Source organism: Lysinibacillus sp. G4S2 (assembly GCF_030348505.1).
Classification (GTDB): domain Bacteria; phylum Bacillota; class Bacilli; order Bacillales_A; family Planococcaceae; genus Lysinibacillus.
Genome location: NZ_JAUCFJ010000002.1, coordinates 5,387,315 through 5,412,846 on the forward strand (window position 1 = coordinate 5,387,315; position 25,532 = coordinate 5,412,846).

29 protein-coding genes are annotated in these 25,532 nt (G+C 35.1%); 17 read left to right on the forward strand and 12 right to left on the reverse strand.

Going from position 1 to position 25,532, the window contains the following annotated elements; genetic code table 11:
• Positions 1-21: 21 nt before the first annotated feature.
• Complete coding sequence (locus tag QUF91_RS27515; protein WP_285395308.1) at positions 22-396, reverse strand: VOC family protein; 375 nt, start codon at positions 394-396, stop codon at positions 22-24.
• Positions 397-625: 229 nt separating this feature from the next.
• On the opposite strand from QUF91_RS27515, the gene QUF91_RS27520 reads away from it, so the two are divergent.
• Positions 626-2,575: a methyl-accepting chemotaxis protein gene (locus QUF91_RS27520; protein ID WP_285395309.1), complete on the forward strand. Its 1,950-nt coding sequence runs from the start codon at positions 626-628 to the stop codon at positions 2,573-2,575.
• Between the two features lie 57 nt (positions 2,576-2,632).
• Here QUF91_RS27520 and QUF91_RS27525 read toward each other — a convergent pair whose 3' ends face one another.
• Positions 2,633-3,052 carry a VOC family protein gene (locus QUF91_RS27525; RefSeq protein WP_289419959.1) on the reverse strand — a complete coding sequence of 140 codons (420 nt, stop codon included), beginning with the start codon at positions 3,050-3,052 and terminating at the stop codon, positions 2,633-2,635.
• A 288-nt stretch (positions 3,053-3,340) separates the two neighbouring features.
• Between QUF91_RS27525 and guaC the strand changes: the two genes are divergently transcribed.
• The gene (guaC, locus tag QUF91_RS27530; RefSeq protein WP_285395311.1) at positions 3,341-4,324 is read left to right on the forward strand and encodes a GMP reductase; all 984 of its coding nucleotides are present in this window, start codon (positions 3,341-3,343) and stop codon (positions 4,322-4,324) included.
• A gap of 418 nt (positions 4,325-4,742) precedes the next feature.
• Here guaC and QUF91_RS27535 read toward each other — a convergent pair whose 3' ends face one another.
• The 3 genes from QUF91_RS27535 to QUF91_RS27545 all read right to left on the reverse strand — a co-directional run bounded on the left by QUF91_RS27535 (position 4,743) and on the right by QUF91_RS27545 (position 6,781).
• A complete protein-coding gene (locus tag QUF91_RS27535) occupies positions 4,743-4,964 on the reverse strand; it encodes a phosphate-starvation-inducible protein PsiE (RefSeq protein WP_285395312.1) in 222 nt (73 codons plus the stop codon).
• A 96-nt stretch (positions 4,965-5,060) separates the two neighbouring features.
• Positions 5,061-5,198, reverse strand: coding sequence for a hypothetical protein (locus QUF91_RS27540; RefSeq protein WP_289419960.1), 138 nt, complete (start codon positions 5,196-5,198; stop codon positions 5,061-5,063).
• 116 nt (positions 5,199-5,314) lie between these two features.
• Positions 5,315-6,781 carry an IS1182 family transposase gene (locus QUF91_RS27545; RefSeq protein ID WP_285398117.1) on the reverse strand — a complete coding sequence of 489 codons (1,467 nt, stop codon included), beginning with the start codon at positions 6,779-6,781 and terminating at the stop codon, positions 5,315-5,317.
• Positions 6,782-7,148: 367 nt separating this feature from the next.
• Between QUF91_RS27545 and psiE the strand changes: the two genes are divergently transcribed.
• Positions 7,149-7,604: a phosphate-starvation-inducible protein PsiE gene (gene psiE, locus QUF91_RS27550; RefSeq protein ID WP_285395314.1), complete on the forward strand. Its 456-nt coding sequence runs from the start codon at positions 7,149-7,151 to the stop codon at positions 7,602-7,604.
• A 23-nt stretch (positions 7,605-7,627) separates the two neighbouring features.
• Here psiE and QUF91_RS27555 read toward each other — a convergent pair whose 3' ends face one another.
• Complete coding sequence (locus tag QUF91_RS27555) at positions 7,628-8,884, reverse strand: GNAT family N-acetyltransferase (RefSeq protein WP_289419961.1); 1,257 nt, start codon at positions 8,882-8,884, stop codon at positions 7,628-7,630.
• A 386-nt stretch (positions 8,885-9,270) separates the two neighbouring features.
• On the opposite strand from QUF91_RS27555, the gene QUF91_RS27560 reads away from it, so the two are divergent.
• Positions 9,271-10,278, forward strand: coding sequence for a hypothetical protein (locus QUF91_RS27560; protein ID WP_289419962.1), 1,008 nt, complete (start codon positions 9,271-9,273; stop codon positions 10,276-10,278).
• Positions 10,279-10,433: 155 nt separating this feature from the next.
• A complete protein-coding gene (locus tag QUF91_RS27565) occupies positions 10,434-11,573 on the forward strand; it encodes a SpoIIE family protein phosphatase (protein ID WP_289419963.1) in 1,140 nt (379 codons plus the stop codon).
• A gap of 65 nt (positions 11,574-11,638) precedes the next feature.
• Here QUF91_RS27565 and QUF91_RS27570 read toward each other — a convergent pair whose 3' ends face one another.
• Genes QUF91_RS27570 through QUF91_RS27580 form a run of 3 tightly spaced genes read right to left on the reverse strand, consistent with a single transcriptional unit; the run spans position 11,639 to position 15,524 of the window.
• Entirely contained in the window at positions 11,639-12,478 is an 840-nt protein-coding gene (locus QUF91_RS27570) for a CheR family methyltransferase (protein ID WP_289419964.1), read from the reverse strand.
• A gap of 5 nt (positions 12,479-12,483) precedes the next feature.
• Entirely contained in the window at positions 12,484-15,198 is a 2,715-nt protein-coding gene (locus tag QUF91_RS27575) for a CHASE3 domain-containing protein (protein WP_289419965.1), read from the reverse strand.
• Positions 15,199-15,251: 53 nt separating this feature from the next.
• Positions 15,252-15,524, reverse strand: a complete 273-nt coding sequence (locus QUF91_RS27580; protein WP_289419966.1) for a hypothetical protein — start codon at positions 15,522-15,524, stop codon at positions 15,252-15,254.
• Positions 15,525-15,667: 143 nt separating this feature from the next.
• On the opposite strand from QUF91_RS27580, the gene QUF91_RS27585 reads away from it, so the two are divergent.
• From QUF91_RS27585 to QUF91_RS27615, 7 genes are all read left to right on the forward strand, one after another.
• Positions 15,668-16,858, forward strand: a complete 1,191-nt coding sequence (locus QUF91_RS27585) for a M14 family metallopeptidase (protein WP_289419967.1) — start codon at positions 15,668-15,670, stop codon at positions 16,856-16,858.
• A gap of 237 nt (positions 16,859-17,095) precedes the next feature.
• Positions 17,096-17,425 carry a PadR family transcriptional regulator gene (locus QUF91_RS27590; RefSeq protein ID WP_285395321.1) on the forward strand — a complete coding sequence of 110 codons (330 nt, stop codon included), beginning with the start codon at positions 17,096-17,098 and terminating at the stop codon, positions 17,423-17,425.
• Positions 17,422-17,829 (forward strand): permease prefix domain 1-containing protein, encoded by a 408-nt coding sequence (locus tag QUF91_RS27595; RefSeq protein WP_289419968.1) that lies wholly within the window; start codon positions 17,422-17,424, stop codon positions 17,827-17,829. Before QUF91_RS27590 ends, QUF91_RS27595 begins: the two co-directional genes overlap by 4 nt.
• Before the next feature lie 3 nt (positions 17,830-17,832).
• Positions 17,833-18,492 carry a hypothetical protein gene (locus tag QUF91_RS27600; protein ID WP_289419969.1) on the forward strand — a complete coding sequence of 220 codons (660 nt, stop codon included), beginning with the start codon at positions 17,833-17,835 and terminating at the stop codon, positions 18,490-18,492.
• A gap of 39 nt (positions 18,493-18,531) precedes the next feature.
• Positions 18,532-19,563 (forward strand): alpha/beta hydrolase, encoded by a 1,032-nt coding sequence (locus QUF91_RS27605; protein ID WP_289419970.1) that lies wholly within the window; start codon positions 18,532-18,534, stop codon positions 19,561-19,563.
• A 179-nt stretch (positions 19,564-19,742) separates the two neighbouring features.
• The gene (locus tag QUF91_RS27610) at positions 19,743-19,964 is read left to right on the forward strand and encodes a hypothetical protein (protein ID WP_285395325.1); all 222 of its coding nucleotides are present in this window, start codon (positions 19,743-19,745) and stop codon (positions 19,962-19,964) included.
• A gap of 122 nt (positions 19,965-20,086) precedes the next feature.
• Positions 20,087-20,500: a MarR family transcriptional regulator gene (locus QUF91_RS27615; RefSeq protein ID WP_285395326.1), complete on the forward strand. Its 414-nt coding sequence runs from the start codon at positions 20,087-20,089 to the stop codon at positions 20,498-20,500.
• A gap of 206 nt (positions 20,501-20,706) precedes the next feature.
• On the opposite strand, the gene QUF91_RS27620 is transcribed toward QUF91_RS27615, so the two are convergent.
• Complete coding sequence (locus QUF91_RS27620) at positions 20,707-21,273, reverse strand: TetR/AcrR family transcriptional regulator (RefSeq protein ID WP_289419971.1); 567 nt, start codon at positions 21,271-21,273, stop codon at positions 20,707-20,709.
• Positions 21,274-21,777: 504 nt separating this feature from the next.
• Here QUF91_RS27620 and QUF91_RS27625 point away from each other — a divergent pair.
• From QUF91_RS27625 to QUF91_RS27640, 4 genes are all read left to right on the forward strand, one after another.
• Positions 21,778-22,125 (forward strand): DMT family transporter, encoded by a 348-nt coding sequence (locus QUF91_RS27625; RefSeq protein WP_285395328.1) that lies wholly within the window; start codon positions 21,778-21,780, stop codon positions 22,123-22,125.
• Positions 22,126-22,440, forward strand: coding sequence for a DMT family transporter (locus tag QUF91_RS27630; protein WP_285395329.1), 315 nt, complete (start codon positions 22,126-22,128; stop codon positions 22,438-22,440). It abuts the gene before it with no gap.
• Between the two features lie 313 nt (positions 22,441-22,753).
• On the forward strand, positions 22,754-23,410 hold the full coding sequence (locus QUF91_RS27635; protein WP_285395330.1) for a hypothetical protein: 657 nt from the start codon (positions 22,754-22,756) through the stop codon (positions 23,408-23,410).
• Positions 23,407-23,688: a hypothetical protein gene (locus tag QUF91_RS27640; protein ID WP_285395331.1), complete on the forward strand. Its 282-nt coding sequence runs from the start codon at positions 23,407-23,409 to the stop codon at positions 23,686-23,688. The genes QUF91_RS27635 and QUF91_RS27640 overlap by 4 nt, the downstream gene beginning before the upstream one ends.
• A 56-nt stretch (positions 23,689-23,744) precedes the next feature.
• Here QUF91_RS27640 and QUF91_RS27645 read toward each other — a convergent pair whose 3' ends face one another.
• Entirely contained in the window at positions 23,745-24,398 is a 654-nt protein-coding gene (locus QUF91_RS27645) for a TetR/AcrR family transcriptional regulator (protein WP_285395333.1), read from the reverse strand.
• 198 nt (positions 24,399-24,596) lie between these two features.
• Between QUF91_RS27645 and QUF91_RS27650 the strand changes: the two genes are divergently transcribed.
• On the forward strand, positions 24,597-25,352 hold the full coding sequence (locus tag QUF91_RS27650; RefSeq protein WP_289419972.1) for an SDR family NAD(P)-dependent oxidoreductase: 756 nt from the start codon (positions 24,597-24,599) through the stop codon (positions 25,350-25,352).
• A 7-nt stretch (positions 25,353-25,359) separates the two neighbouring features.
• On the opposite strand, the gene QUF91_RS27655 is transcribed toward QUF91_RS27650, so the two are convergent.
• Positions 25,360-25,518 (reverse strand): hypothetical protein, encoded by a 159-nt coding sequence (locus tag QUF91_RS27655; RefSeq protein WP_289419973.1) that lies wholly within the window; start codon positions 25,516-25,518, stop codon positions 25,360-25,362.
• Between the last annotated feature and the right edge of the window lie 14 nt (positions 25,519-25,532).

The window sequence follows — 25,532 nt, forward strand, 5'->3', positions numbered from 1 at the left end:
CTCTTATAGGACAACCGTGATTTATTTTTCTACCAATGCAAAATAATTATTTTCGTGATCAGCGAAATTAAACACTCTGCCCATTGGCATCATGACTAAATCTCCAACTTTAACGCCCTTTGCTTGAAACTCTTGATATAGATGTTCTATATGATCGGCATAAAACATAATAGAAGGCGTTCCTAAATTTAATTCAGGCTGCATTTTTGCAATGATTTCTTTATGGTGTAAAACAAAAGTAGTTTGAGCATCTTTAGTTGGAGCAATTTCAATCCAACGCACTCCCGACTCTTCCTGGTCAGCTACTACAACAAAGCCGATTTTTTCTGTCCAAAACTTCACGGCAGTATCTTGGTCATCTACGTATAGCATTACTTGTCCAATTTGTCGAATCATGGGCAATTCCCTCCTCTTTTGAGCATTAGTATACATCAAAAAGTAGCTTTATATGTCATATTCATGATCGTTTTTAGGAGAATTTCGAAATATTAATTGATATCACTACTACTCTATTATTTCAAAATACTTAACTTTTATTTTATTTTTGATAAAATGAGCTAGTCGTCTATTATTTTCCTTCAACGGAAAAGTATAGAAAAATAATATTATAGTGAGGATCATTCATGTGAAACAACTAAGTTTAAGAAAAAAACTCATTTTTTCGTTTTTAGCAATGCTTATCATCCCAACACTGTTAATTGGAATTGTATCTTACCAAAGTGCTGAACAGCAAATATCGGAAGAACATCAAGCAAGCGCAACCGAAAGCGTGCGCATGCTTAATACGAATATTAACAACATGATTGAGCCCAAAGTGAAAGACATTCAATATTTTTCAGAAAAGCTTAATCAATCTTATTTACAAGAAGGTAAAATTTCAGAACTTAAATCTCTTTTCCACGAATACATAAACATGCATCCAGAGGTGGAGCTAATTTATATTGGAACCTCTGATGGCAGACTACTGGACGAGCCTGCTCAAAAATACCCGGAAGGTTTTGATCCTCGTACAAGACCTTGGTATAAGCACGCTTTAGATAACAAAAACCAAGTATCCATTACAGCTCCATACACTACACAGACTACCGGTGATATCGTTCTTACGATTACCAAGGCTTTACCAGATGGCTCCGGGGTAATAGGTTTAGATTTAAATATATCTACACTACGTACCATCACGAATGATATACGCATTGGAGAAACTGGCTTTGCTTCACTTTTAGATAGCAATAAAATCTACATTACCCATCCAGATAAAGAAAGTGGCACTGAGGCAACAGAAAGCTATATTACTAAAATGTATGAACAAGATAGTGGAACAATTATAGAAAAAGATCGCCAGCTACAATTTGTCACAAATAAGCTAACAGGCTGGAAAGTTGTCGGTACAATGTTTACCTCCGAGGCTGCAAATGCTGCTGCTTCAACCTTTAACATCAATCTAATTATTATGGCTGTTTCCATTATTGTTGGCATTATTTTTATGCTTTACATGATAAAATCGATTGTCAATCCGATTAATCGACTTAAACAAAGTGCTATAAAAATTAGTGAAGGCGATTTAACAGAGTTTATTGAAACTCATTCTAAAGATGAGATTGGACAGTTGGGAGAAGCCTTTATCGCAATGAAGGTTAACTTAAAAACACTTATTTGTAACGTCGATCAAAGCTCTCAACATGTACAAACTTCGGCACATGGATTATCTGCGCATGCCGAACAAAATATAGCTGCGTCACAGCAAGTTACTGAAGCTATGCAACAGGTTGCTAGCAGTACAGAAAAACAAACAACAAGTATTGACCAAAATGCTGCTTCTATTGAGGAAATTGCAAAAGGAGTCGTTGAGGTTGCCGATAGCTCCTTGCAGGTTTCAGATTTATCTAGCCATGCTATCGAATTGGCGGAAGAGGGCGGTCAAGCAGTAGAACAATCTGTTAACCAAATGATTTCAATCCATGAATCTGTGACACAATCAGATACGATGATTAAATCACTCTATGATCGAACAAAAGAAATTGGTTCCATTTTGGAGATTATTAGTACTATTTCAGATCAAACAAATCTACTGGCCCTTAATGCTGCTATTGAGGCCGCACGAGCTGGAGAGCATGGGAAAGGCTTTGCAGTAGTCGCCGATGAAGTTCGGAAGTTAGCAGAACAATCCCATCAATCGGCAGAGCAAATATCTGCACTCATTACTGGCATTCAGCAGGAGACGGCAAAATCTGTTCAAACTATGATTAAGGCTTCAGCGGATGTCCAGGATGGTTTACAGCTATCAGAAAATACGAGTAAAAAATTCGCAAGTATTATTAAGAGTCTACGCGCTATTGCCCCGAAAATGGAGGATATATCTGCGTCTGCTCAGGAGATGTCAGCGGTAGTCGAGGAAGTTTCTGCAACTGCTATCGAACTAACAGATCATGCTAAATTAAATGCAGCTGCGTCAGAGGAAGTTGCCGCTTCAACTGAACAAACATTGTCTTCGATGCAGGAAATGGCGGTAGCCGCAAAATCACTGCTCGATATGGCCGATGAATTACAAAGCTATGTAAATCGTTTTAAATACTAAAAAAGAAAGCACGATGAAAAAGGGTTTCCCCATTCATCGTGCTTTTCAGCATTGTTATTATTTATTGTCCTCATGACTAAATTGCCATTTAATACCAAATTTATCAGTAAGTGAGCCATAACATTTACTCCAAAATGTTTCTTGTAGCTCCATAGTAACCTCTCCACCATCTTTAAGAGCCTCAAAAGCTTTATGCATCTTAGCTTCATCATCTGAGACAACAGCTAACGTTACATTGTTTCCGATTGTGAACGGTGAGCCTGGAAATGTATCTGAAAACATTACAGTACTATCAAAAATCGAAAGTCGTGTATGCATCACAAGATCTTTAGCTTCTTCTGGTAATTGATAATTTGGATTTTGTGGTGAATCGCCGAACGTCATAATTTCTGCCTTGTCCGTTTCAAAAACTTTCTCATAAAACGATACTGCCTCTCGACAATTTCCATTAAAAATTAAGTATGCCTCTACTGCCATTTCCAACACTCCTTTAGCATTTTTTGAAACAACTCTATTGTACATGGATAACGAATAATAATACAAATTTTAAATGAGCCGATTTAAAACTGCTTACAAAAATCATTATTCCGCAAAAACGAATGCATAAAATTGCAACTTTTACTTTTCATCTATAACAGAAATCCTGCTAATTTTTATTTATTTGAATAAAAGCTTTGACATTTACTCAAAAATCGTGTAAATTACCAAATGACGAACAATATTAAATAAATCTTAAAAAATATTCGTATTTTAGGAGTGTATATAATGGATAACGTATTTGACTATGAAGATATTCAACTAATTCCCGCAAAATGTATTGTAGAAAGTCGTTCAGAATGTGATACTTCTGTTACTTTAGGAGGTCATATATTCAAACTTCCTGTAGTACCAGCAAATATGCAAACAATTATCGATGATAGTCTTGCTGTGAAGCTCGCTGAAAACGGTTACTTTTATATTATGCACCGTTTTAATCCAGAGACACGAGCTGATTTCATCAAAGATATGCAAGGCCGTGGATTAATCGCATCAATTAGTGTTGGTGTAAAAGATGATGAGTATCCATTTATTGAAGAATTAGCGGCTGCTAATTTAGTGCCTGAATTTATTACAATCGACATTGCACATGGCCATTCAAATGCTGTCATTCGTATGATTCAACATATCAAAAAACATCTACCAAATAGCTTTGTTATTGCTGGTAATGTGGGCACACCTGAAGCAGTACGTGAACTTGAAAACGCTGGTGCAGATGCAACAAAAGTTGGTATTGGACCAGGTAAAGTATGTATTACTAAAATCAAAACTGGTTTTGGTACAGGCGGTTGGCAGCTAGCGGCACTACGCTGGTGTGCAAAAGCTGCTACAAAACCAATTATCGCTGATGGTGGTATTCGCACACATGGTGATATTGCAAAATCTGTTCGTTTTGGCGCTTCAATGGTGATGATTGGGTCATTATTTGCAGGTCATGAAGAGTCACCTGGCGAAACAATCGAAATCGACGGTAAAACGGTGAAAGAATACTTTGGATCTGCATCTGAATACCAAAAAGGTGAACGCAAAAATGTTGAAGGTAAAAAAATGTATGTTGAACATAAAGGTAGCATTAAAGATACTTTAGTTGAAATGCAGCAAGACCTTCAATCATCTATTTCCTATGCAGGCGGCAATAAACTAGATGCTATTCGAAATGTAGATTATGTAATTGTGAAAAACTCTATATTTAATGGCGATAAAGTATACTAAAAATTAAGGAAGCCCAAACAAGAGTGGAAAGAATTCTTGTTTGGGTTTTTATTTGGATTTCGATATTCTAATAGCCGAGTATTGGGTAGTCTTGGTGGGGCAATTCTTTGGGTGTATGCGAGCTGTTTTGAGGTTAGTTTTGCTTCTTACCTGAGCAGTTTTTACGGTTACCAGAGCGGTTCGGGGGTTACCCGATCACTTTTTCGGCATACCTGATCACTTTTGGGCGCTACCCGATCACTTTTTCGGCATACCCGATCACTTTTGCTCCATCCCCGAGCAGTTCGGAGCGTTACCCGATCACGCTTCCGGCTACCCAAGTGCTTTTGGCTCTTACCTGAGCAGTTCTCTTATTTTATATGCAACTTTTCAGCAAAAGAAAAAATGCTACCGATTACGTGTAGCATTTTCTTTAAGATTATAGTTTATTAATAACAGCGTGGATTGTTTCTTTTAATTCTTCATCATGATCAGAAAGGTCTACAAGGTTTGCTACACGCTCACGTAATACAGGGCGCTCAATTACAAGCTTTTCATCAAGTACTTGTACTAGTAACTCGATAATAAGACGATCACGTACGTTTAATGCTTCTTCTAAACGCTCTGGTGTAATTTTTCCTGTTTTTTCTGCTTTAGCCATTTTAAAAACCCCTTTTAAATTTTATATTCATGCACATCTATTTTAGCATACAGCTAATTTATTTTGAAAACTTTCTTTCGCCAATATATAGGCTCATCACCATAACGTGTGGTTGATTTCCGCTCCGGCTGGGCGCTTTGTTGTTGCTGTCGCTTCGCTTTCGCACAGATAAAAACCGTGTTGCTGTCGCTTCGCTTTCGCACAGAAAACATCCGCTTCGCTGCAGGGTCTCATCTGTGACGCTGATCGAGGGCACTGAAAAACTCATCAAAATTAAAATTTTTTAACTCAAAAAAAATATCGGGCGCCATTTCATCCTTTTTTAGGAAGGGGTCGTCCGATTTCTTTCATTATTCTTTGCTTTTTTCGTTCATTAGTTTTAAAATTCTCTTCATATTCACGACAAATAGCGTTGCGGCTGCTTGTATTTGCATACCAAATAGACCCGTGGCGTTTGCTTGATTATACCCGTGTCTGTTTTTTATTTCACTATTCTTTGCTTCGATTTTATAGCGTTCTTTTGCCAATTGTTTAAAGGATTCCGTTTCCTGAAACACTTCTTGTTCTATGTGTTCATTTGACAGAAGAGAAACTGAATAACTTTTTGTTTTCGCTCCTTCTTTATAACACCCTTCTTTTAAAGGACAAACTTTACATTTTTCTATATCAAAGAAATATTTTAATTGTGTATTTTGCGTGGAATTCTTACGCTTTTTAATACTTTTACTCTTTGCTAAATGTCCAGCAGGGCACACATATAAATCGGCATCTTTATTAAACTCAAACTTACTTTCTTGCTTCCGTTGACCGTTCGTAATAACAGGATGTAGCCTTGAAATGAGTTGAATCTCTTTCTTTTTTGTGTATAATAAATTCTCTTTACCAGAATACGCTGTATCTCCAAGAATGGTGTTCACTTCTATGCCTGCTTGCTCACTCTTCTCTACTAGCTCTTGTAAATAATTCCCGTCACTTTTTTCACCTGTTGTTACAACTACTGCTGTTATAAGTCTTTCATCACTCATTGCCAAATGTGTTTTATAACCAAAGAAAGGATTCTCTTTAGATTTATAACCGACACGTGCATCAGGATCAGCTGAGTAATTTATTTTAAGCTCATAATCTTCAATAACTTCTTTGAGGACATTTACTTTTTCTTGTACACTTGGTATTTGAGCAATAGCCTTATTTTCTTCTATTATTTGAATGACTTGGTGACAATAGTCCACTTCTTTTTGGATATCTTGAGAAGTCGGTTTAGTGGGAAATTTTGATTTCATTGTTTCATCGAATTGATACACGGCTTTTCGTACCTGTTTTGATTTCTCTTGTAAAAACTCTTTCGGGGACTTCTGTTGGTAGCGTGCCTTCGTATGTGTTGCGTCTACAATCAATGTTTTACTTTTTAAAACACCCTGTGCAATAGCTAGTTCTACGGTTTTGTGAATGAGTAAATCTAACAATTGGACATCTTGTAAACGTAATCGACGGAATTTTGTTAAAGAACTTGCCTCAATAACACCTTCTTCTGGTGCCATATCTAAAAAATATTTAAAGGACATATCATATTTAGAACGTTCTACTACATCAACATCAGAAATATCATAAATTGCCTTAAGTAATAAATATTTGAACATACGAATAGGTGAAATAGCGTAACGACCATTATCTAGACAATATTTAGTCTCTAATTCCTCTAAAACAAAAGTAAAATCAATTAATTCCTTCATTTGACGAAGCATATTATCTTTTGGCACAACTAAATCATAGATTGCCATATGAGGACTAAGAGCAAGCGTTTCTTGTTTGGAAAGCATAAAAAGCACCACCTAAAATGAACAGTATACTAATAATTATAGATGAAAAAGAAAAGGAAGTAGAGAAAAAATTCGCTACTTCCTTTATCTAACCACTTTTTCAGTGCCCTCGACGCTGATCCCCAAGGAGTCGCCCATCCTCCACTCCAATCAACCTATATACATAACATACGTTTAAACAAATATCATCCACAGCTTTTGGTGATAATCCAATATACACCAAAACTTTACAAATAAATGATCGTACATTTACGATAAAATGTTATATTCAAATCATAAAATGATGACGCTCAATCATATGATTATTTGTTCTATATTTAGTTTTTCCATTTTCACTTAGGACGATTTACAAGATTGGAGGAATTCTGTGAACCAAAAGAACTCGACATATTTACAACTAATAAAGGCTGTGCCGAAATCTTTACAGTTGTTTTTGAATGTTTGCCTAGTGCTTCTAGCGCTCATTTTATCCTTCCTGCTTTTCAAAGAACTTATCGAATTTCTTAAAATATTAATTTTCAACAAAGGCGGCGGTGACTATAAACTTTTCCTCGCTAATATTCTTATTTTCTTCTTGTATTTTGAATTTATCACAATGATTATTAAATATTTTAAAGAGAATTATCATTTTCCTCTAAGGTACTTTATATATATAGGTATTACAGCCATGATTCGATTAATTATCGTAGAGCATGACCACCCTATCAACACTTTAATTTATTCACTTATTATTTTAATATTAATTATTAGCTATTTTATTATTAATATTACGCCACTAGAACGACCTGTACGTTCATCACTTTTTATAAAAAAAGAACAATAACGGGATGCCTATTTTGGGCTTCCCTAAAATGCTGTAATGCATCTTGGTTTATCAAAAACAAAGAAGAATTGATGGAGTACATGTAAATATTGTTCATCACTAATTTTCACCTTACTGAGCATAAATAGCTCTTGCACCGTAACAACACCCATTACAAGAGAAGAAAGCTCTGCGATATCTATCATCATTTCTACAGCATAGTTATCACATTCAAAAATTTTCATTTCACCATTGATAACCTCGATTACGATTTGCTGATTATTTTCAATTAGTAACGAATCAAATACTGTAAGTTTAAAAGTTACTGTTTGACCATTAAAATTACGTGTTTTTAGCTCCTCGAAAAAACCTTTAACATTGATAATACGATACATTAAGCCAACACCAGAAACAGTACTTGCATGATAGACGCTGGGAATTAAATGATTTGTTCCATTTCGTACATCTCCTAAAAAGAAGTGAATATTTTCTTCCTGTGTGTTCCACTCAATACGATTCACTTGATCCGCCTGACTATTTAAAAACGTACTTAGCTCTAATAAAGCCTCTGGTGTCTCATATATCCATTCTTTAATGACTAGATTATTAAGTAAAAAATTCGTTTCACTTTGCTTGTTAAAAGAAAATACCATATAACCTTGTATTGTATCTTCCTTTTCAACAGCAATAATATAGTGTTGTGGGTTGTTAAAAATTGATGAAAGCTCCGATTCGGTTTTAAAAAACATACCGTGCTTTTTCGCTGCTACTCTTTTATAGCAATCTGCTAATTTATACTGATCCTGTACTGTTAAAAACGTAAGATGTTTTTTTGTTGGCCCTTTCGGAAAGCTTGATGGTTCCACTAAATATTGATGCATTTTCGGTCCGTATCCAAAGCCCATTTTTTTATAAAAGTCAGGTCTAAACGGATATAAAGCAACAAAATGAACATTTTTCTCTAAAAAAACCTTAAAAAAATGGTCTATTAATTCTTTGGCGACCTTTTCTTTTTTATGGAGTAAATCAACTGCAACTAGTCCAACTCCCCCGACTGGAATCATTTTAGAGAAAAGGTTCATTTCATAATCATGAAGTCGCATGCCACCAACTAGTTTGTTATCTTCCCATAGCCCAAAATAATGAATGGATGCCACATTGTTTTGATTGTGCATAAACAGTGTTTTTAGCTGCTCTTTTGTCGGCTGTAAACTACCCATCCTTCCCGGATAAGCACCGACCACAATATCAACAAAACTTATAAAATCTTCTTCCTTCAATAATTTTTCAATGACCTTCATATACATCCCCACCCTACACTAAATTTATTTTAAGGCACGCTCTTTTCATCATTAATTTCAGGTCTTGATAATAACATATATTACCACACGCAAATAGTACTGTATGTTGACAGTATTAAAACCCGAGGTGGTTAAGGAAAGCCCCTTATTAAAGGTATACTCAATGGATTATTAGTGCTTGTTATTTTAAGTCAACTCCATACATCGTTCCTTATTCAGCATCTCGAGCAAGTCGGAAGGAACAATGAACTGAGTACACTATTCTCGTTGCCTCAGCAATTAAGGCATAAAACGTACAGCTCAGAAATATTATCTGTTGGGCACATATAGCTCAACTCAAAAAGTGGACTTAGGATTGCAGGAATTATTGAAGGGAGAATGAAAGAATGAACCTGATTGATGCATATATTCATGAAGTAACTAAAAGGATCCGCAAAGAAAAACGTGATGAAACCAGTCTAGAACTAAAATCTACTATTGAAGATATGTTACCTGAAGATTATTCAGAATCAGATATTAAGGAAGTGCTCAAAAAGCTAGGAAATCCTATAGAAGTCGCAGCAAGCTATCAAGATACGCCACGATTTTTAATCAGTCCTAAAGTGTTTGACACTTATATTAGGACAATAAAATTAGTTATTCCTTGGGCAATTCTTATTACAGTGATTGTACAGATAATAGAAAGTATTGCGCTTTATAACGGAGAAGGTGCGCTTCTGACTGCCATTATCAAAACTTTTTCTCTAACTATCGCTCATATTATTTCAGTAATCATCTACGTACTGTTCTGGATTACAGTAACTTTCATTATCATTGAACGATCTGGCAGAAATAATATTCGAATACCCATTATAAAAGAACATCCAAAATGGACACCTGATGATTTAACAAAAGTTAAAATCATTCCTAAAGAAAAAACGATTTCACTTAATGAAAATATTTTTAGTCTCTTAGGTATCGTTATTTTCTCCTTTGTCTATTTTAATGCTAATCACCTTTTAGGAATCTATACTTCTCACAATAAAGGCGGTCTGAAATTTGTTATGCCTATATTTAATCAAGATGTCTTACTCTCCTTTGCACCAATCGTTTTATTTTGGATAGCTTTAAGTTTAGCTTTAACGTTCTGGAAAATGAAGGCCGGTCAATGGACTATGTTAATTGCCGTAGCGAATGCCATTCTTCAATGTATAGGAATCATTGTTTTTATCTTCATGGTTATTCACCCTGATTTCATACACCGTCCGGCAATACCTTATATCGCTGCGATTACTGAAACGACCTCTGCTAAAATTTTTGTTGCTATAGATCGAATATTATTTATCAGCATTGCTATTACCATCATAGCAAATGCATTCGATATTTATAGTGGCTTTAAAAAGGCTAAAATTTGAAACTACATTTTGAGAGCTGACTCTCCTTGTTCTATGTCGGCTCTTTCCTTATTACCTATTAAGATACTCATACCGTTGTTCTCTAATGTTTTGTATAATATTAAAGTTGAGAGTTATAATCTGCACTAATTCAAACAGAATAAGGGGAAATAATTATGACAATTCTTCTTGTAGATGACAATCAAGTCAATCTATTTGTAATTGAAAATGTATTAAAAAATGCAGGTTATGATAACTGTATTTCTCTAACATCTGCCTATGAGCTTTTTGATTATTTACAGTTAGATGCACCCAATCCAAAAGGAAATTCAGTGGATTTAATTTTATTAGATATTATGATGCCTGAAATAGATGGTATCGAAGCGTGTAAACGTATTAAGCAAAATGAACGATTAAAAGATATTCAAATTATCTTTGTCACAGCTCTAGACAATAAAAACAAGCTCGCAGAAGCACTTGATATCGGAGGAGTAGATTATATTACAAAGCCGATAAATAAAACTGAGCTTCTTGCTAGAATGCGCGTTGCTTTACGATTGAAAGCAGAATTAGATTGGCACACTCAGCAAGAAAAGAAAATACAATATGAACTAGATTTAGCAACACATGTTCAAAGGAGCCTTTTAAGTGCCCCTATAAATGAGGATAATATTCAAATAGAAGTATCCTATCTTCCTTCCTCTAATTTAGCTGGGGATATGTATTATTGGCATAAAATAAACGATCATCGATACGCCATCATTTTGCTTGATATGATGGGACATGGTATCTCTGCAGCACTTGTTTGTATGTTTATCTCCTCGGTCCTAAGAGAAGCTGTTAAACAATTGGTAGAACCTGAATTAGTTATCAAAGAGTTAAACCGTTATATGACACTTTTACAAAACGGAAAAGAGGGAAATCTTTTTTATTTTACAGCGATTTATTTAGTGATCGATACAAAACAAAAAACAATTGAATACGTGAACGCCGGCCATCCTTCTGGTTATGCTCTAGTTGATGAAAAGACACTCGTACCATTAAATCAAGGAAGCTGTGCAGTAGGCTTTTTCGATGAGATCGACGTACAAAAGCAATTCATTCAATATAACGAGAATGTACAAATTATTTTATTTACAGATGGTGTGTTAGAGGCGATGGGACCATGTGAAATAGAATCTGAGAAGCAATTGCAAGCACTAGCATCTACGAAATGGGATTTTTCTCAACGCCTAATTGACAATTTACTGTCTAAGGAGCAGCAAGAAAATCAACCAGATGATATGTGTGTAGTAATGATTCAAGCACATGCTTAAACTACATAAAATAAGGCTGTCACTTAAGCTAAAGAAGCTTAGGCGACAGCCATTTTTTTATCTCACTATACCTTCTGATATATTCTTTCATGATCTACGAGTTCTTTATATTTTGAAATAATATCTTCAAATCTTAGTGTTTCCTTATCTCCTAGGCATAAAAACCCCTTATCACTTAGACTTTCGGAAAACAAATGATGAACCTGGTTCTGTAACCCAGATGAAAAATAAATTAAAACGTTTCGGCACATAATGACATGAAATTCATTGAATGATTGATCTGTCACTAAATTATGCTGTGCAAATATAATGTTTTGTAACAGTGTCGGATGGAAATAGGCATATTGATTTTCTGTTTTATAGTATTCGGAAAAAGCATGAATGCCACCTGCAAGCATATAGTTTTTAGTATATGCCTGCATTTTGTAAATTGGGAACGCTCCTTCTTTTGCCTTTTCCAATACTTGTTCGTTCATATCCGTAGCATACAAAACAGCTTTATCGAGTAACCCTTCTTCCTGTAGCAAAATAGCCATAGAGTAGACTTCCTCACCCGTGGCACATCCTGCGTGCCATATCCGTATTTCAGGATAATTTCTTAAATACGGTATAACTTCTTGACGGAAAGCTTTAAAAAAGCTAGGGTTACGGAACATCTCAGTAACACTTATAGAAAAATCATTCAATAGTTGCTCTAAAAACCCTTTTTCGTGTATTACTTTTTCAAGCACACGAGAAATCGTTGGGATATTATTCACCTGCATACTATTATAAACTCTTCGCGATATGGTAGAACGATTATATTGCCGAAAATCAAATCCTGATAAATGATAAATAGCCTCTAGTAAAAAATCAATTTCTAAATCACTATGCATTTTTTGCTCAAAAGGCTGAAATTGATTCATAGTTATTAACTCCCTTTAGAAATTAGCCATACCCTTAACATGGATACTAATTGTTCTAAATTTAATGGCTTACTTATATAATCTGAAGCACCAGCCTCGAGTGATTTATCTCGATCATTTTTCATGGCTTTCGCTGTTAAAGCGATAATCGGTAATTCTGTCATCTTCATTTGTTTTCGTATAATCGACATCGTTTCATAGCCATCCATATTAGGCATCATAATATCCATAAGAATAAGATCTATGTCATCATGGGCTCGCAAAATAGCTAAACACTCTATTCCATCTTTTGCAACGAAGATATTCATGCCTCGTTTTTCGAGTGCATTTGTTAATGCATATATATTACGGTAATCATCGTCTACAATTAAAATATTTTTCCCCTGAAAAACTTCTACCTCATGTTGAAAGTCTTCTTTAATTTCTAATAGCTGTTCTTCTGACACATTTACTTCATTAGTAACCCCTACCTCATGAAATGCTAGTTCAAACCTTTGCTCTTCGATTCCATTTGGTAAGCTTGGAATTGTCAGCGTGAAGCTACTACCTTGTCCCTCTTCACTTTGTAAGGAAACCCAACCACCCAGTAATTTCGCAAACTCTTTACAAATGGACAAACCGGGTCCTGTTCCACCGTATTTACGTACAGTTGCCCCATCAGCCTGTTGGAATGATTCAAAAATAAGCTGTTGCTTGTCCTTCGGTATACCTATACCCGTATCTGACACTGTGATTTCTAACCAGTCAGCACTAACATCCTTCATATTATTAGTTAACTGTTCTTGACCAAGCTGTTGGATTTCAAGATTCACTGAGCCTTGTTCCGTAAATTTAAAGGCATTTGATATTAAATTTTTCAAGATTTGCTGGAATCTCTTTTCGTCCGTATAGAAAACATCTACTACATTTTTGGCTATCGAAATATGGAATTGTAGATTTTTTTTCATTGCTACAGGCGCAAAGGTTTGTTCGATTTGTATAGGAACCTCACTCATATTCACTTCATCAAAAGTAATATCCATCTTGCCTGCCTCCACTTTCGATAAATCTAAAACATCATTGATTAACGCAAGTAGATCTTCACCAGAAGAATGGATAACCTTAGCAAATTCAGCTTCCTCTTTTGCTAAATTATTTTGGCTATTTTCAGCTAACATTTCAGATAAAATTAATATGCTATTCAGTGGCGTTCGCAATTCATGTGACATATTGGCTAAAAATTCCGATTTATAATTTGAATTTAGTAACAGCTGTTCTGCACTTGCCTCTAATTCCTTTTTAGCTTTTTCTAATTCTCTCGACTTAGATTCGGCCTCTTTTGTTCTTTCTTCCAATTGTTCATTAATCATTGTCAGTTCTTCTGTCTGCATTTGCAATTCTTCTGATTGTACCTGTAAATCATCTGTCATCGTTCTTGATTCATTTAATAAACGTACAATTTCCATACGTCCTAAAACACTATTAATCTTTAATCCAAAGGTTCCAATAACTTGCTTTACTAAATCTTGCTGCAGCTCACTAAAGCCAGTCATTGTAGCTAATTCAACGACAGCTATTACATCATTTTCAAATACAATAGGGATGATAAAAATACTTTTTGGCGGAACTTCCCCTAAGCTAGTGCCTATTAAACGAAAGTCTTCTGGAACATCGTTAAATATTAAAACTCTTTTTTCTAAGGCACATTGACCGATTAAGCCTTGCCCCAATCTAAAGCTTTCGATTCCAACGCTATCAATTTCATCCGCAAAAGCAGCTTTTTTTACAAACTGTATATTATTATCAATAGATTCACGAAGATAAAATGCTCCAAGGGATGACTGCGTTTTTTGCGCTATTTCTGAAAGGAAGGTTTCAGCTAATTTAGTTATGGCAGAAATGCCTTGATACGTCGTTACGATTTCTGCGATATTCGACTGTAGCCATTGTCTTTTCTCAAAGGTATCTAATAACTCATTTGTAGCATTTGCTAGAGCATTGATTTCATCATTTGATGTAACATGAATTCTTTCTTTTTGATTGCTCTTAGAAGCTGCGATCTCTTTGATCGTTTGCGTAACCTCGGTTATTGTTTTTACGATAGAACGAGATATGCCATTTGCAATGATAATCGCAACAACTGAAACAAATACAAGTATGCCAAGCAATGTAAGTGCTAATATACCATTGCTTTTGTCCAACTTGGTTACTTTAGCTTGTGAGGTTGCAAGTACGGCTGAACGGAGTGATTCAAACTGATTCCGTATTGTTTCCATGTCTTTACGACCTATATCTATTGTATAGAGTTCCTTTAACCCTTCTATATTGTTTTCTTTTATTAATTTTATGGAAGGTTCGCCCGATGTTGTGATCCAATGCTCTATCGTTACTTTTATCTCATTTAACTGCTCTTGTTGTTCTGGTTTATTTTCTAAAAGCTGATAAAGTTCATTAAAATCCGTCTCCCAATTTTCACTAGCTATGTTATAAGGCTCTAAATAATTTGAATCACCCGTAATAACATATCCCCTTTGGCTCGATTCCATATCTAAAATGTATTTTTCAATGCGATTGGTTAGCGCATGTATTTTTGAATCATGTTTTATAATATCGTTTCTTTCTTTTTTTATAGAGGTAACTTGACTATATAAGATGATCACTGATGCGAGTAAACAAAGTATGATAACAATATAGCCTAGCGTAATTTTGGTTCGTATACCTAGCTTTAATTTATTTAGCATTTGTTCCCCTACCTTTACCTGTCATAAAAATCTACTTCTAGTATAATTGTACATCAAAAAATAGGCTCCTCACCATAACGTGTGGTTGATTTCCGTTCCAACAGGGCGCTTTGTTGCTGTCGCTTCGCTTTCGCACAGATAAAACAATTGTTGCTGTCGCTTCGCTTTCGCACAGATAAAACAATTGTTGCTGTCGCTTCGCTTTCGCACAGATAAAACAATTGTTGCTGTCGCTTCGCTTTCGCACAGATAAAACAATTGTTGCTGCCGCTTCGCTTTCGCACAGATAAAACAATTGTTGCTGTCGCTTCGCTGCAGGGTCTCATCTGTGGCGCTGCCTCATTACACTTCCTGAGAAATACGTAACAAAATGAACTTATTCAAAGTTAATAAATCTCTTATTTTCTTCATATACATTTATATTGAACTATTATGCCAAGGCATAAATGATATTAAGGAGAGATCAATAGTGGACATTTTCGTAAGACCGGGGGATTCCCTTTGGCATTTTAGTGAAGTGTTTAAAATACCTCTTCAGCTAATTATAGATTCCAACCGAAATATTAACCCTCAATTTTTAAGGGTTGGACAGCGCATTCGAATTCCCGGTTTTGTTACGGACAATTATCAAATAAAGCCAGGGGACACTTTTTGGCAAATAGCCCAAAGCAGGAATCTCCCATTAGGAGCCATTTTGCTTGTCAATCCTGGTCTTAATCCAAATCAATTACAAATTGGCCAGACAATTCGCATTCCCCAACGAATTACATGGAGGCTCGTAGATGGTAAACAAAATTATACCTACACCATCATGATGAATGATCTCAAAAAACTACTTGATGCTTATCCATTTCTACAAAGCTCTACAATCGGACATTCTGTTTTAAAACATGAAATTCCTGAGCTTCTAATCGGAAACGGAACTAAGCGTGTCCATTATAATGGCTCCTTTCATGCGAATGAATGGATTACAACTCCGATTATTTTAACCTTTTTAAATGACTACCTACTCACTCTCACCAATCAAAGCACAATTCGAGGTCTTTACACACTCCCACTGTATCAGCAAACAACCCTTTCCATAGTTCCGATGGTCAATCCTGATGGTGTTGACTTAGTGATACAAGGCCCACCTAATGACGAAGCATTAAGAGATCAGCTTATTAGTTGGAACAGCGGTAGCACCAATTTCTCTAATTGGAAGGCAAATATACATGGTGTCGATTTGAACGACCAGTTCCCTGCAAAATGGGCGCTAGAGAATGCTCGCAATCCAAAAACACCTGGACCTAGAGATTATGGTGGAGAACGACCTTTGTCCGAGCCAGAGGCCATTGCTATGGCTGATTTGACAAAAAAGCACGATTTTGCAAGAGTTCTTGCGTTTCATACACAAGGAAGAGTGATTTATTGGGGCTTTGAAAATCTCGAACCACCCGAGTCAGAAATTCTTGTTAACGAGTTTAGTCGAGTCAGTGGTTATGAGCCGATCAAGTCTGCAGGCAGTTATGCGGGCTATAAAGATTGGTTTATTCAGGATTGGCGTAGACCTGGCTTCACCGTTGAGTTAGGTAGCGGTACAAATCCACTTCCAATCAACCAATTCGACGACATCTATGAGGAAGTATTAGGGATCTTTCTAGCAGCATTGTATATGTAATAGAATAGTTCACAAGAAGATTTTATTGTTTCGTAAAAAACCGATCTTGTTTATGAAATCGAAATAAAATATCCCCAATCCCCATTCGCTTTTGAAGTGAATGGGGATTTGATTTTTAACCTTAATTATTACTCTTGAAATATTTTGGACGTATTTGGAAAAATTACTTTGACAGGTAGAGTAATGTTTGCTAATATTACTCTGACAGATAGAGCAATAAAAATAAGTAGGTGACTTATGGTTCGAAGTGACATCATCCGCGGACACTTGGATTCCATTATTTTAAGGCTAATTTTAGAGAAAGATCGTTATGGTTACGAAATTTCTCAGGAAATAAGTCTCCGCACAAATAATCGTTTTCAAATTAAAGAAGCAACTTTGTACGCAGTTTTTCAACGTCTTGAGAAAAAAGAAATTATTGAAGCCTATTATGGTGATGTTTCACATGGAGGCAAAAGAAAGTATTACCGTATTACCCCTTTAGGTAAAGCATATTTAAACGAGCTGGTAAAAGAGTGGTCGGAAGTAAAAGAAATAATCGACTTATTTATGGAGGGCTTAGAATGAAAAGAATAAAAAACCATATTGATGAGCTTTTTAAGGATATTCCTCGTAACAATGAAACAGAGATGGTGAAACAAGAAATCATTCAAAATCTTGAAGAAAAAGTTTTTTATTTGATGGATCAAGGAAAAGAGCAAGAGGATGCCATTAACAAAGCTATCGTGGAGTTTGGATATATTGAGGATTTAAAAAAGGAATTAGGTGTTAAAGAGCCCGAAAAGAAAAATATGGCCAAATTAAATTTAGAATTTTCTCTATGGGGTAGCGGCTTAATTATTGCATTATTTATTTTCATAAATCTTTACTATACGCCAAAGACAATTTGGGCAATCTATCCAATATTCGTTATATTATGGTGGCCATTATCTATGTACTTCGTTTGGACACGTAAGAAATGGAGTGAATAAAACATGAAGAACTTTATTAACTTTTCGCTTGCTGGTAGTTTGATGACAATGATATTTTTAGGAATCGTCAATTATACAACATCTCCTCAAACGATGTGGTTCATTTACCCGTGTTTATTACTATTGCTATGGCCGATTACTTTATTTTTCATGTCTAAAAAAATGTATAAACAATATTCTCTTACTTGTAGCGCCATGATTATTGCCTTTCTTATCATTGAAAATTATTTATACTCCCCCGATCATTTATGGTTTATTTATGCGGTCTATCCAATCATCTGGTGGCCAATTCTGATGTACTTAGAAGAAAAAGCAAAAACCTTAAAAATTGCGCTCATAGGCTGCGCAACTACCATCATTTATTACTCCTTATTAAATATTATTTTGTCCCATCCCTATCCTTGGGCGATCTATCCAGCATTTTTAGTAATGTGGTGGCCATTAGCTTTATACCATACACAACGAAAGACGTTTGTAGCATTTTCAGTTAATGCTGCAGTACTTATCAGTATCTTTTTTATTACAGTAAATGTTGTCTCTTCGCCAAGTGTAATATGGGCGATCTATCCGATTTTTGTCGTCCTATGGTGGCCCCTAAGCATGTACTTTTATGTTTATAAAAGAAAAAGGTACAATTCAACAACTCTTCCTAAAAGAATCTAAAAAAATTTGATGACAAATCACATTCACAGAGGGAATTAGATGAAAAAGGTAAAGAAATTAATGAAATATATCGGAGTATTTATCATCATATTTCTAATTACAGCACTTTTGTTCCCTACATGGACTCCGCATGTAAAGGGCGATAACAGTATAAGTTCATTAGAGCAAGTAGATATAAACGGAAGCGGTCACGAAATTATGATACGTGGCAAAGATAAAGATAATCCAGTCATTATCTTTGTACATGGAGGACCTGGATGCTCTGAAATACCGTATGCCCGTAAGTATCAAGACTTATTGGAAGATAATTTCACAGTCGTCAATTACGATCAAAGAGCAAGTGGAAAATCATATCATTTTTTTGAGGACTATTCTAATCTTTCTTCAGACTTACTGGTAGATGATTTATTGGCTTTGACTGATTATATATCCGAGCACCTCGGCAAAGAAAAAGTAATACTAATTGGTCATTCTTATGGTACTTATATTGCAACACAGGCTGCCTATAAAGCTCCAGAAAAATATGAAGCATATATTGGAATTGGACAGATGAGTGATGTAGCGGAAAGTGAGATTGATGGTTTGAACTTCGTTATTCATCAGGCTCAAAATGCTGACAATATAGATGACGTTTTATATTTGCAAGGGCTAACTGAACAAATTAAAAATGGGGACACGTTCACTCCACGACAATATGTTGCGAAATATGGTGGAGCTTCAAGACTTATTGATAATCCCGATGGTAATAACATAGGTATGTTATTCAGTAGCGAGTATAACTTATTAGATATAATCCGTTATAACTATGGGATCTCTTACTCACAAGAAACTTTACTAAAGGATGTAATAAAAAAACCATTACCTACTATAGTAAAAAAACTTGAATTACCATGCTATTTTGTTATGGGTAACTATGATTATCAAACTTCTTCAAATGCAGCGAAAACATACTTTGATATGATTGAAGCCAATAAGAAAGAATTTATTACTTTTGAGCAATCAGCCCATTATCCACAATTTGAAGAGAAAGAAAAATTTTATAACTGGATGTGTGATACTTTTATAAAATAAATGCAATTGTGTTATTCATAATCTTGAGTCCAGTCAAATTATTAATGGGTGCATTCATACAATAAAGGGTTTTTTAAAAAGTTAATTTGCCCCATTTATTTAATAAGAGCGTGTTTTGATCAATCCATTTTTTATATGCCCTGTATATTAGTTGATTGGAGTGGAGGCTGGGTGACTCCTTGGGGATCAGCGTCACAGATGAGACCCTGGAGCGAGCCTTGCGAGTGAAGCGGCTCATCGGACGCCCCCAGGAAGCTCTGCTCTGCGCGAAAGCGAAGCGGCAGCGGCAAATGTTTTCTGTAGCGAAAGCGAAGCGGCAGCTACAAAGCGCCCAGTCGGAACGGAAATCAACCCCACGTTATGGTGGTAAGCCACTCATCTGTTTAATATCATTAATATAATCAACCTTTATGATAACAGCAATCGAAGCTATCGATATAGTCAATAGCAACGATTGCTGTAGCCCACATTATATATTTGCTATATAATTTAATTATTAAATATTTTAACAGGCAGTGATAATATGTCCGAAAACAATCAACTACGTAACGTAGAAATCATTATGAGAGAGATGCTTGAAATACAGCAAAAATCGAGAATGTTTGTCAATCTTATCTCTGAAGGAGAATCACTATCTCAAAATCAGCTTATCCTCCTTCTTCAACTAAAAATTAATGATGGCATGAAAGCAACTGAAATTGCTGATTTCTTTAGTGTGACCCCTGGAGCAGTTACATCGATGTGCGATAAGCTGGAAAAATTAGAGTTAGTACAACGGATTAGAGAAAGCGAAGACCGCCGAGTAGTAAAAATGGTTTTAACGAATAATGGCGCACTTAAAGTTCAAGATTTATTTTTGAAATTCCCACAGGAAAAACTTGCAGATATAGCAAGAGTACTAAGTGAAGTTAATCAGTTAATGAAAAAAATTTTTTGAGGCTGGGACAGAAATAAAATAGCTATTCTTAAAGCTGAATAATTTATAACAATCACTATCTAAAGCTACAATGGCTCCTACATTTAATAACGATTTATTTAAATAAGTATTTTTAAAGCAAACTTCAACAATCCAGCCAAATGATATGGTTGAACGAATGCAACAAAACATTTTAACCGTAAAAATGTATACAAAAAAAGTGCATTTTATTTTAATGCACTTTTTATAAATACTATTAACTCATCGTATTGAGCATCTATCTCCTCTTGGCTTGGAGAGTCATATAAATATAATTGTTCAGCAGTCGACTCGATTAGCCCAATTAAAATTCGGGAAGTTCGGGCACTATTAACATTTTGTCTGATTTCCATTTTACTCGCTGCCTCTTCTAATAAGTCATATACCCAGTTATAAAACGGTGAATAAATTGACTCCCATTGTTTTAAATGCTCGCTCTGTGCTAAACCTGCGTAAAGAACTGCAAACAATTCCTTTTTTTTCTCTGTAATACGGAATACGGCCTTTACTAGCTGCTCCATTTTATTATCAAAAGCGTCATGTAAATTTACACTTGCATGGATTTCTTTCATAATTTCTTCAACCGCATATTTTGCGATCTCTGGCATCACAGAAAATTTAGACGGGAAGTATAAATAAAAAGTACCTTGAGCAATGCCTGCTGCTTTTACAATGTCAGATATTTTAGTATTTTCAACACCTTTTGTCGTAAACTGATCAATCGTTGCCTCTATAATTTTTTGTTTTTTATCCAAAGCTCTACCACCTCATATTGTTGAGTGATTTTCATTCATTAGCTATTTTTATCATAACGAAAATATAAAGAAAGAACAATCATCTATTAACACAAGCATTTCTAAATGAAAGAAGTACGCCGAGAGATTAGCAATGAAATTTATCGCTCCCTTACTCTAGTCCAGAAAAATAAATTTGATTTCCATCCTATTTTATGTTAAATTATGAATGAACGTCATTCATAATTTGTAATGTTTTTTCATGGTGTTGATTAGGAAAAAATCGGTTTATTATCGAGTGAACATGGATTTTTCGTTATCAATTTGCCAATCCATTTCCATTTTAACTGATTATAGCGTAGGGCTACTCGATTCCTGCGAGAAAGCGAGTAGCCCGCAGAGGAAATCAACCTCTTAAAATATATAAAAATGGTTAATCAATACACTTGGTTTTCTTTAATTTTTTTCGTGCATCAACTCTTTAATTAAAATTAATAAATGCATTCATACTATTGGAGGTAAAAGATGAACAAGTCTTGGATTTATGTCGGATTGACCAGTTTATGTGAATTATTATGGATTTTTGGCTTCAATGTTGCTAGTGTATGGTGGCATTGGGCTCTCATTATACCAATGATATTTGTAGATTTTTGGTTCCTTTCAAAAGCATGTCAAGGTTTGCCAACCGGTACGGTATATGCAATATTCGCAGCTGCAGGTACAGTAGGAACTGCGCTAATGGATATTTTCATCTTCAATGAAACTTTCACTACTCCAAAAATTATATTTATTTGTGTGATTATTATTGGAGTAATAATGTTAAATATTGCAGATACTTTAGATGAGCGCAAGCTTCAAAAGGAGGCGGCGTAAATGGGTTGGTTACTTGTTTTTCTGGCAGCAATTTTAGAAACGATCGGCGTAATAGGTTTAAAGAAATTCAGCACAACCAAAAGTATTAAAGACGCCATTATATTAATGGCTGGTTTTGGTGGAGCATTTTTCTTTTTATATGCTTCATTTGATTATTTACAAGTCAGTATAGCGTATGCTGTTTGGATTGGTATAGGTACTACGGCTGCTGTGATTATTAATATGCTGTTTTTCGGAGAATCAAAAAGCATGGGGAGAATTGTCGCTGTTATAGTTATCGTCATCGGTGTTTCTGGATTAAAATATGTTTCATAATAAACAAAAGACAAAGAGATTGGGATATTTAAGGCAGCGGGGCTAAGCTGACAACCTTTCCCCATTACATGAGTGAGAATTACGAAAGAAACTTGCAAATATGGCAAGAGTACTAAGTGAAGTTAATTAGTTCATGAAAAAAAATTTTTAGGATTTCATAAAATTGAAATCCTTTTTTTATTGCCCAGAAAATACATAAAAAGCTCATTTCAAATTATTTGTTCTTGACAAAACAAAGTAACATATACTTTAATTAATATATGTTTTAATAATTGAAATATATATTAATTAAATTAACACGAGGTGATTATCCATGATTCAAAAACTACGTACCGTAACCGTTACGAATGGTAATATTAAAGACTTAGCAGCAGATTGTGAGCAATTAAATATCCGTGGATCTGTTGCTGTACATCAAGGAGTACGACTACAAAAAATCTCCACTCATGGACATAGTTCTTTTCACTCCCCCGTGGTCGCACACGTTTTAAACAGTACCGGATCATGTACGATAAAAGATTATTGTGAGATTAATGAAATGAAGTGTGCCGGTAGTTTAAAAATGCGCAATGGGCAAGTAAAAAAAATTAATAGCTCGGGGAAGCTGACAATTGAACAAAACATACAAGCAGAACAGTTTCATGCAGTCGGTTTTGTTAAAGCGAAGGAAATAGAGGCTAAACATTTTCAATTAAAAATGTCTGGTGGAAATGAGATTGGAAAGCTTATTGCAGATGTGATACATGTAGAAAAAGATACGTTATCTATATCTTTTCTAAAGAAAAAGCTTAATTGTAAATGTATTAAAGGTGAACAAATACATCTTTCCTATACAGATGCAGAAATCGTTGACGGTGATATTGTAGTAGTAGGCGATAATTGTCATATCCAAACGCTTTATTATACAAAAAGCTATTCAATTGCTAAAAATGCCAAGGTGCATCAAATTATACGGAGGGAAAAGGAATGACATTCATAAAAATCATTCAAGGCTTTTTTTGCTCATTAGCCCTTCTCGTATTATCTGTCCTCTATGCAGGGCTGGTCTTAAGTGCATTACTATCAATAGTAGCCGGTATTTTGCGAACGTTTGGCTTAGAACAAATACAAATGAGCATTTGGAATAGTGTTGAGCTTCCGGTCGCTTTCAGTATTCCTCTAGCACTCTTGGTTGCCTTGTTGCTATTCTATTGTTCAATGTATGTCAAACGCTCTATCCAATTCTGTTTTTCCAAGCTTAAGTTTTAAAATGGAAAAGAAAAGCATACCTTTTGTTTTGACATAAAAGGTGTGCTTTTAATTATTTATTTTACTTTTATATAGTCCATAAATATTTGTTTAATAATCGTTAATTGTACACGAGGATCTAATTCATCTTCAAAAAATGGAATTCTTTCAAACAAAGAAAGCTTTCTTGAAAATAATCCAAATGCATTGATAACAGAGGCTAAAACGTCTTTTGCAGGGATATCCGTTCTAATAGAACCATCCTTTACGCCTTCTTCGATTATGACACTAAGTAAATCTGCAATTTTCTTACGAATTACAATATATTGTTCGTAATCACCGAATTCATCAAGCGATGTAGAGGCATAGCTATCAAAGGTTTCTAGTAATTTTGTACACTCTAAATTCTCGGGTTCAATATCTGAAATAAAATAATCAAAAAGTTCTTCAATTTTTTCAAAGCAAGTAGTATTTTTCGATGCAACAGAAATAAAAAGACTGTGATATCTCGCTAAGACATTTACAGCTACTGCTACAATTAGTTTGTCCTTTTTAGGAAAATAACGAAAAACCGTAGCAATACCTAAATTTAGTTCAGCAGCGATATCTTGCATTGTAGTCTTTTCGAAGCCTTTTCTACTAAAAACTTGTTCTGCAGCCTCTATAATGACTTTCGCTCGTTTATTTTTTCCCTCTTGTCGTTCTTGTTCCCATCTACTTCGAGGATCCACATTGACAACTCCCTTTAGCAATTCATATTTAAGATGCTAACAAATAACCTAATGACCGTCAATTTGTTGATTTAGCTTATGAATCTCTTTAATTGTCATTAATAAAAACTAAGATTATAATATAACTATAGCGATGATAGTAATGCTATCATCACTATAGTTCCACTTTTAAAATCGCAAAATAAGGGAGAGATTTTAATGGCACGTTTAGCAAACAAAGTAGCTATCATTACAGGGGCAGCAAGTGGTCAAGGAGCAGAAGAAGCAAGATTATTTGCACGTGAAGGAGCTAAAGTAGTTGCAACAGATGTACAGTTTGAATTGCTCGAAAACGTGGTAAAAGAAATTAATGAAAATGGCGGGCAAGCTTTAGCCATTAAACATAATGTAACATCTACTGACGATTGGAAAAATGTCGTTGCAACAGCTGCGGAGAAGTTTGGAAAGGTTGATATTCTTGTCAATAATGCAGGGATTACAGGTTTAATTACGCAACCAATTGAAGATTTAGATGAATCCACTTGGGATAAAATTCTCGACATAAACGCAAAAGGTCCATTTTTAGGTATTAAAGCTGTCCTTCCCGAAATGAAAAAAGCCGGTGGTGGAAGTATCGTCAATATCTCCTCACTCTCTGGCATAAACGGTGTGGGAAATGCTGCTTACAATAGCTCAAAGGGTGGACTTAGACTATTAACTAAAAATGTTGCGCTAGATTACGGAAAATATAATATTCGTGTGAATTCAGTACACCCTGGTACAATTGAAACACCGATGATTGAAATGTTTACCAATAATAAAGAAGTAAGAGAAGCAACATTAGCAGGAATTCCTTTAAATGTTCTAGGGAAACCATCTGATATTGCCTATGGTGTTCTCTACTTAGCATCAGATGAATCAAAATTTGTTACTGGCATTGAATTAATTATAGATGGCGGATCGATATTACATTAATAAAAACTTACAATAAACCTAAAAGCTCCTCTTTAAAAGTAAAAGAGGAGCTTCCTGTTTTTGAAAAACTAGTAAATAAAGTATGGCTCTTCGGCAAAATAAGGGGTTGATCTCCGTTCCGGCTGGGACTTTCCTGGATAGCCCGATGGAAAAATAAATGCTTCATTCATGGTTATTCCC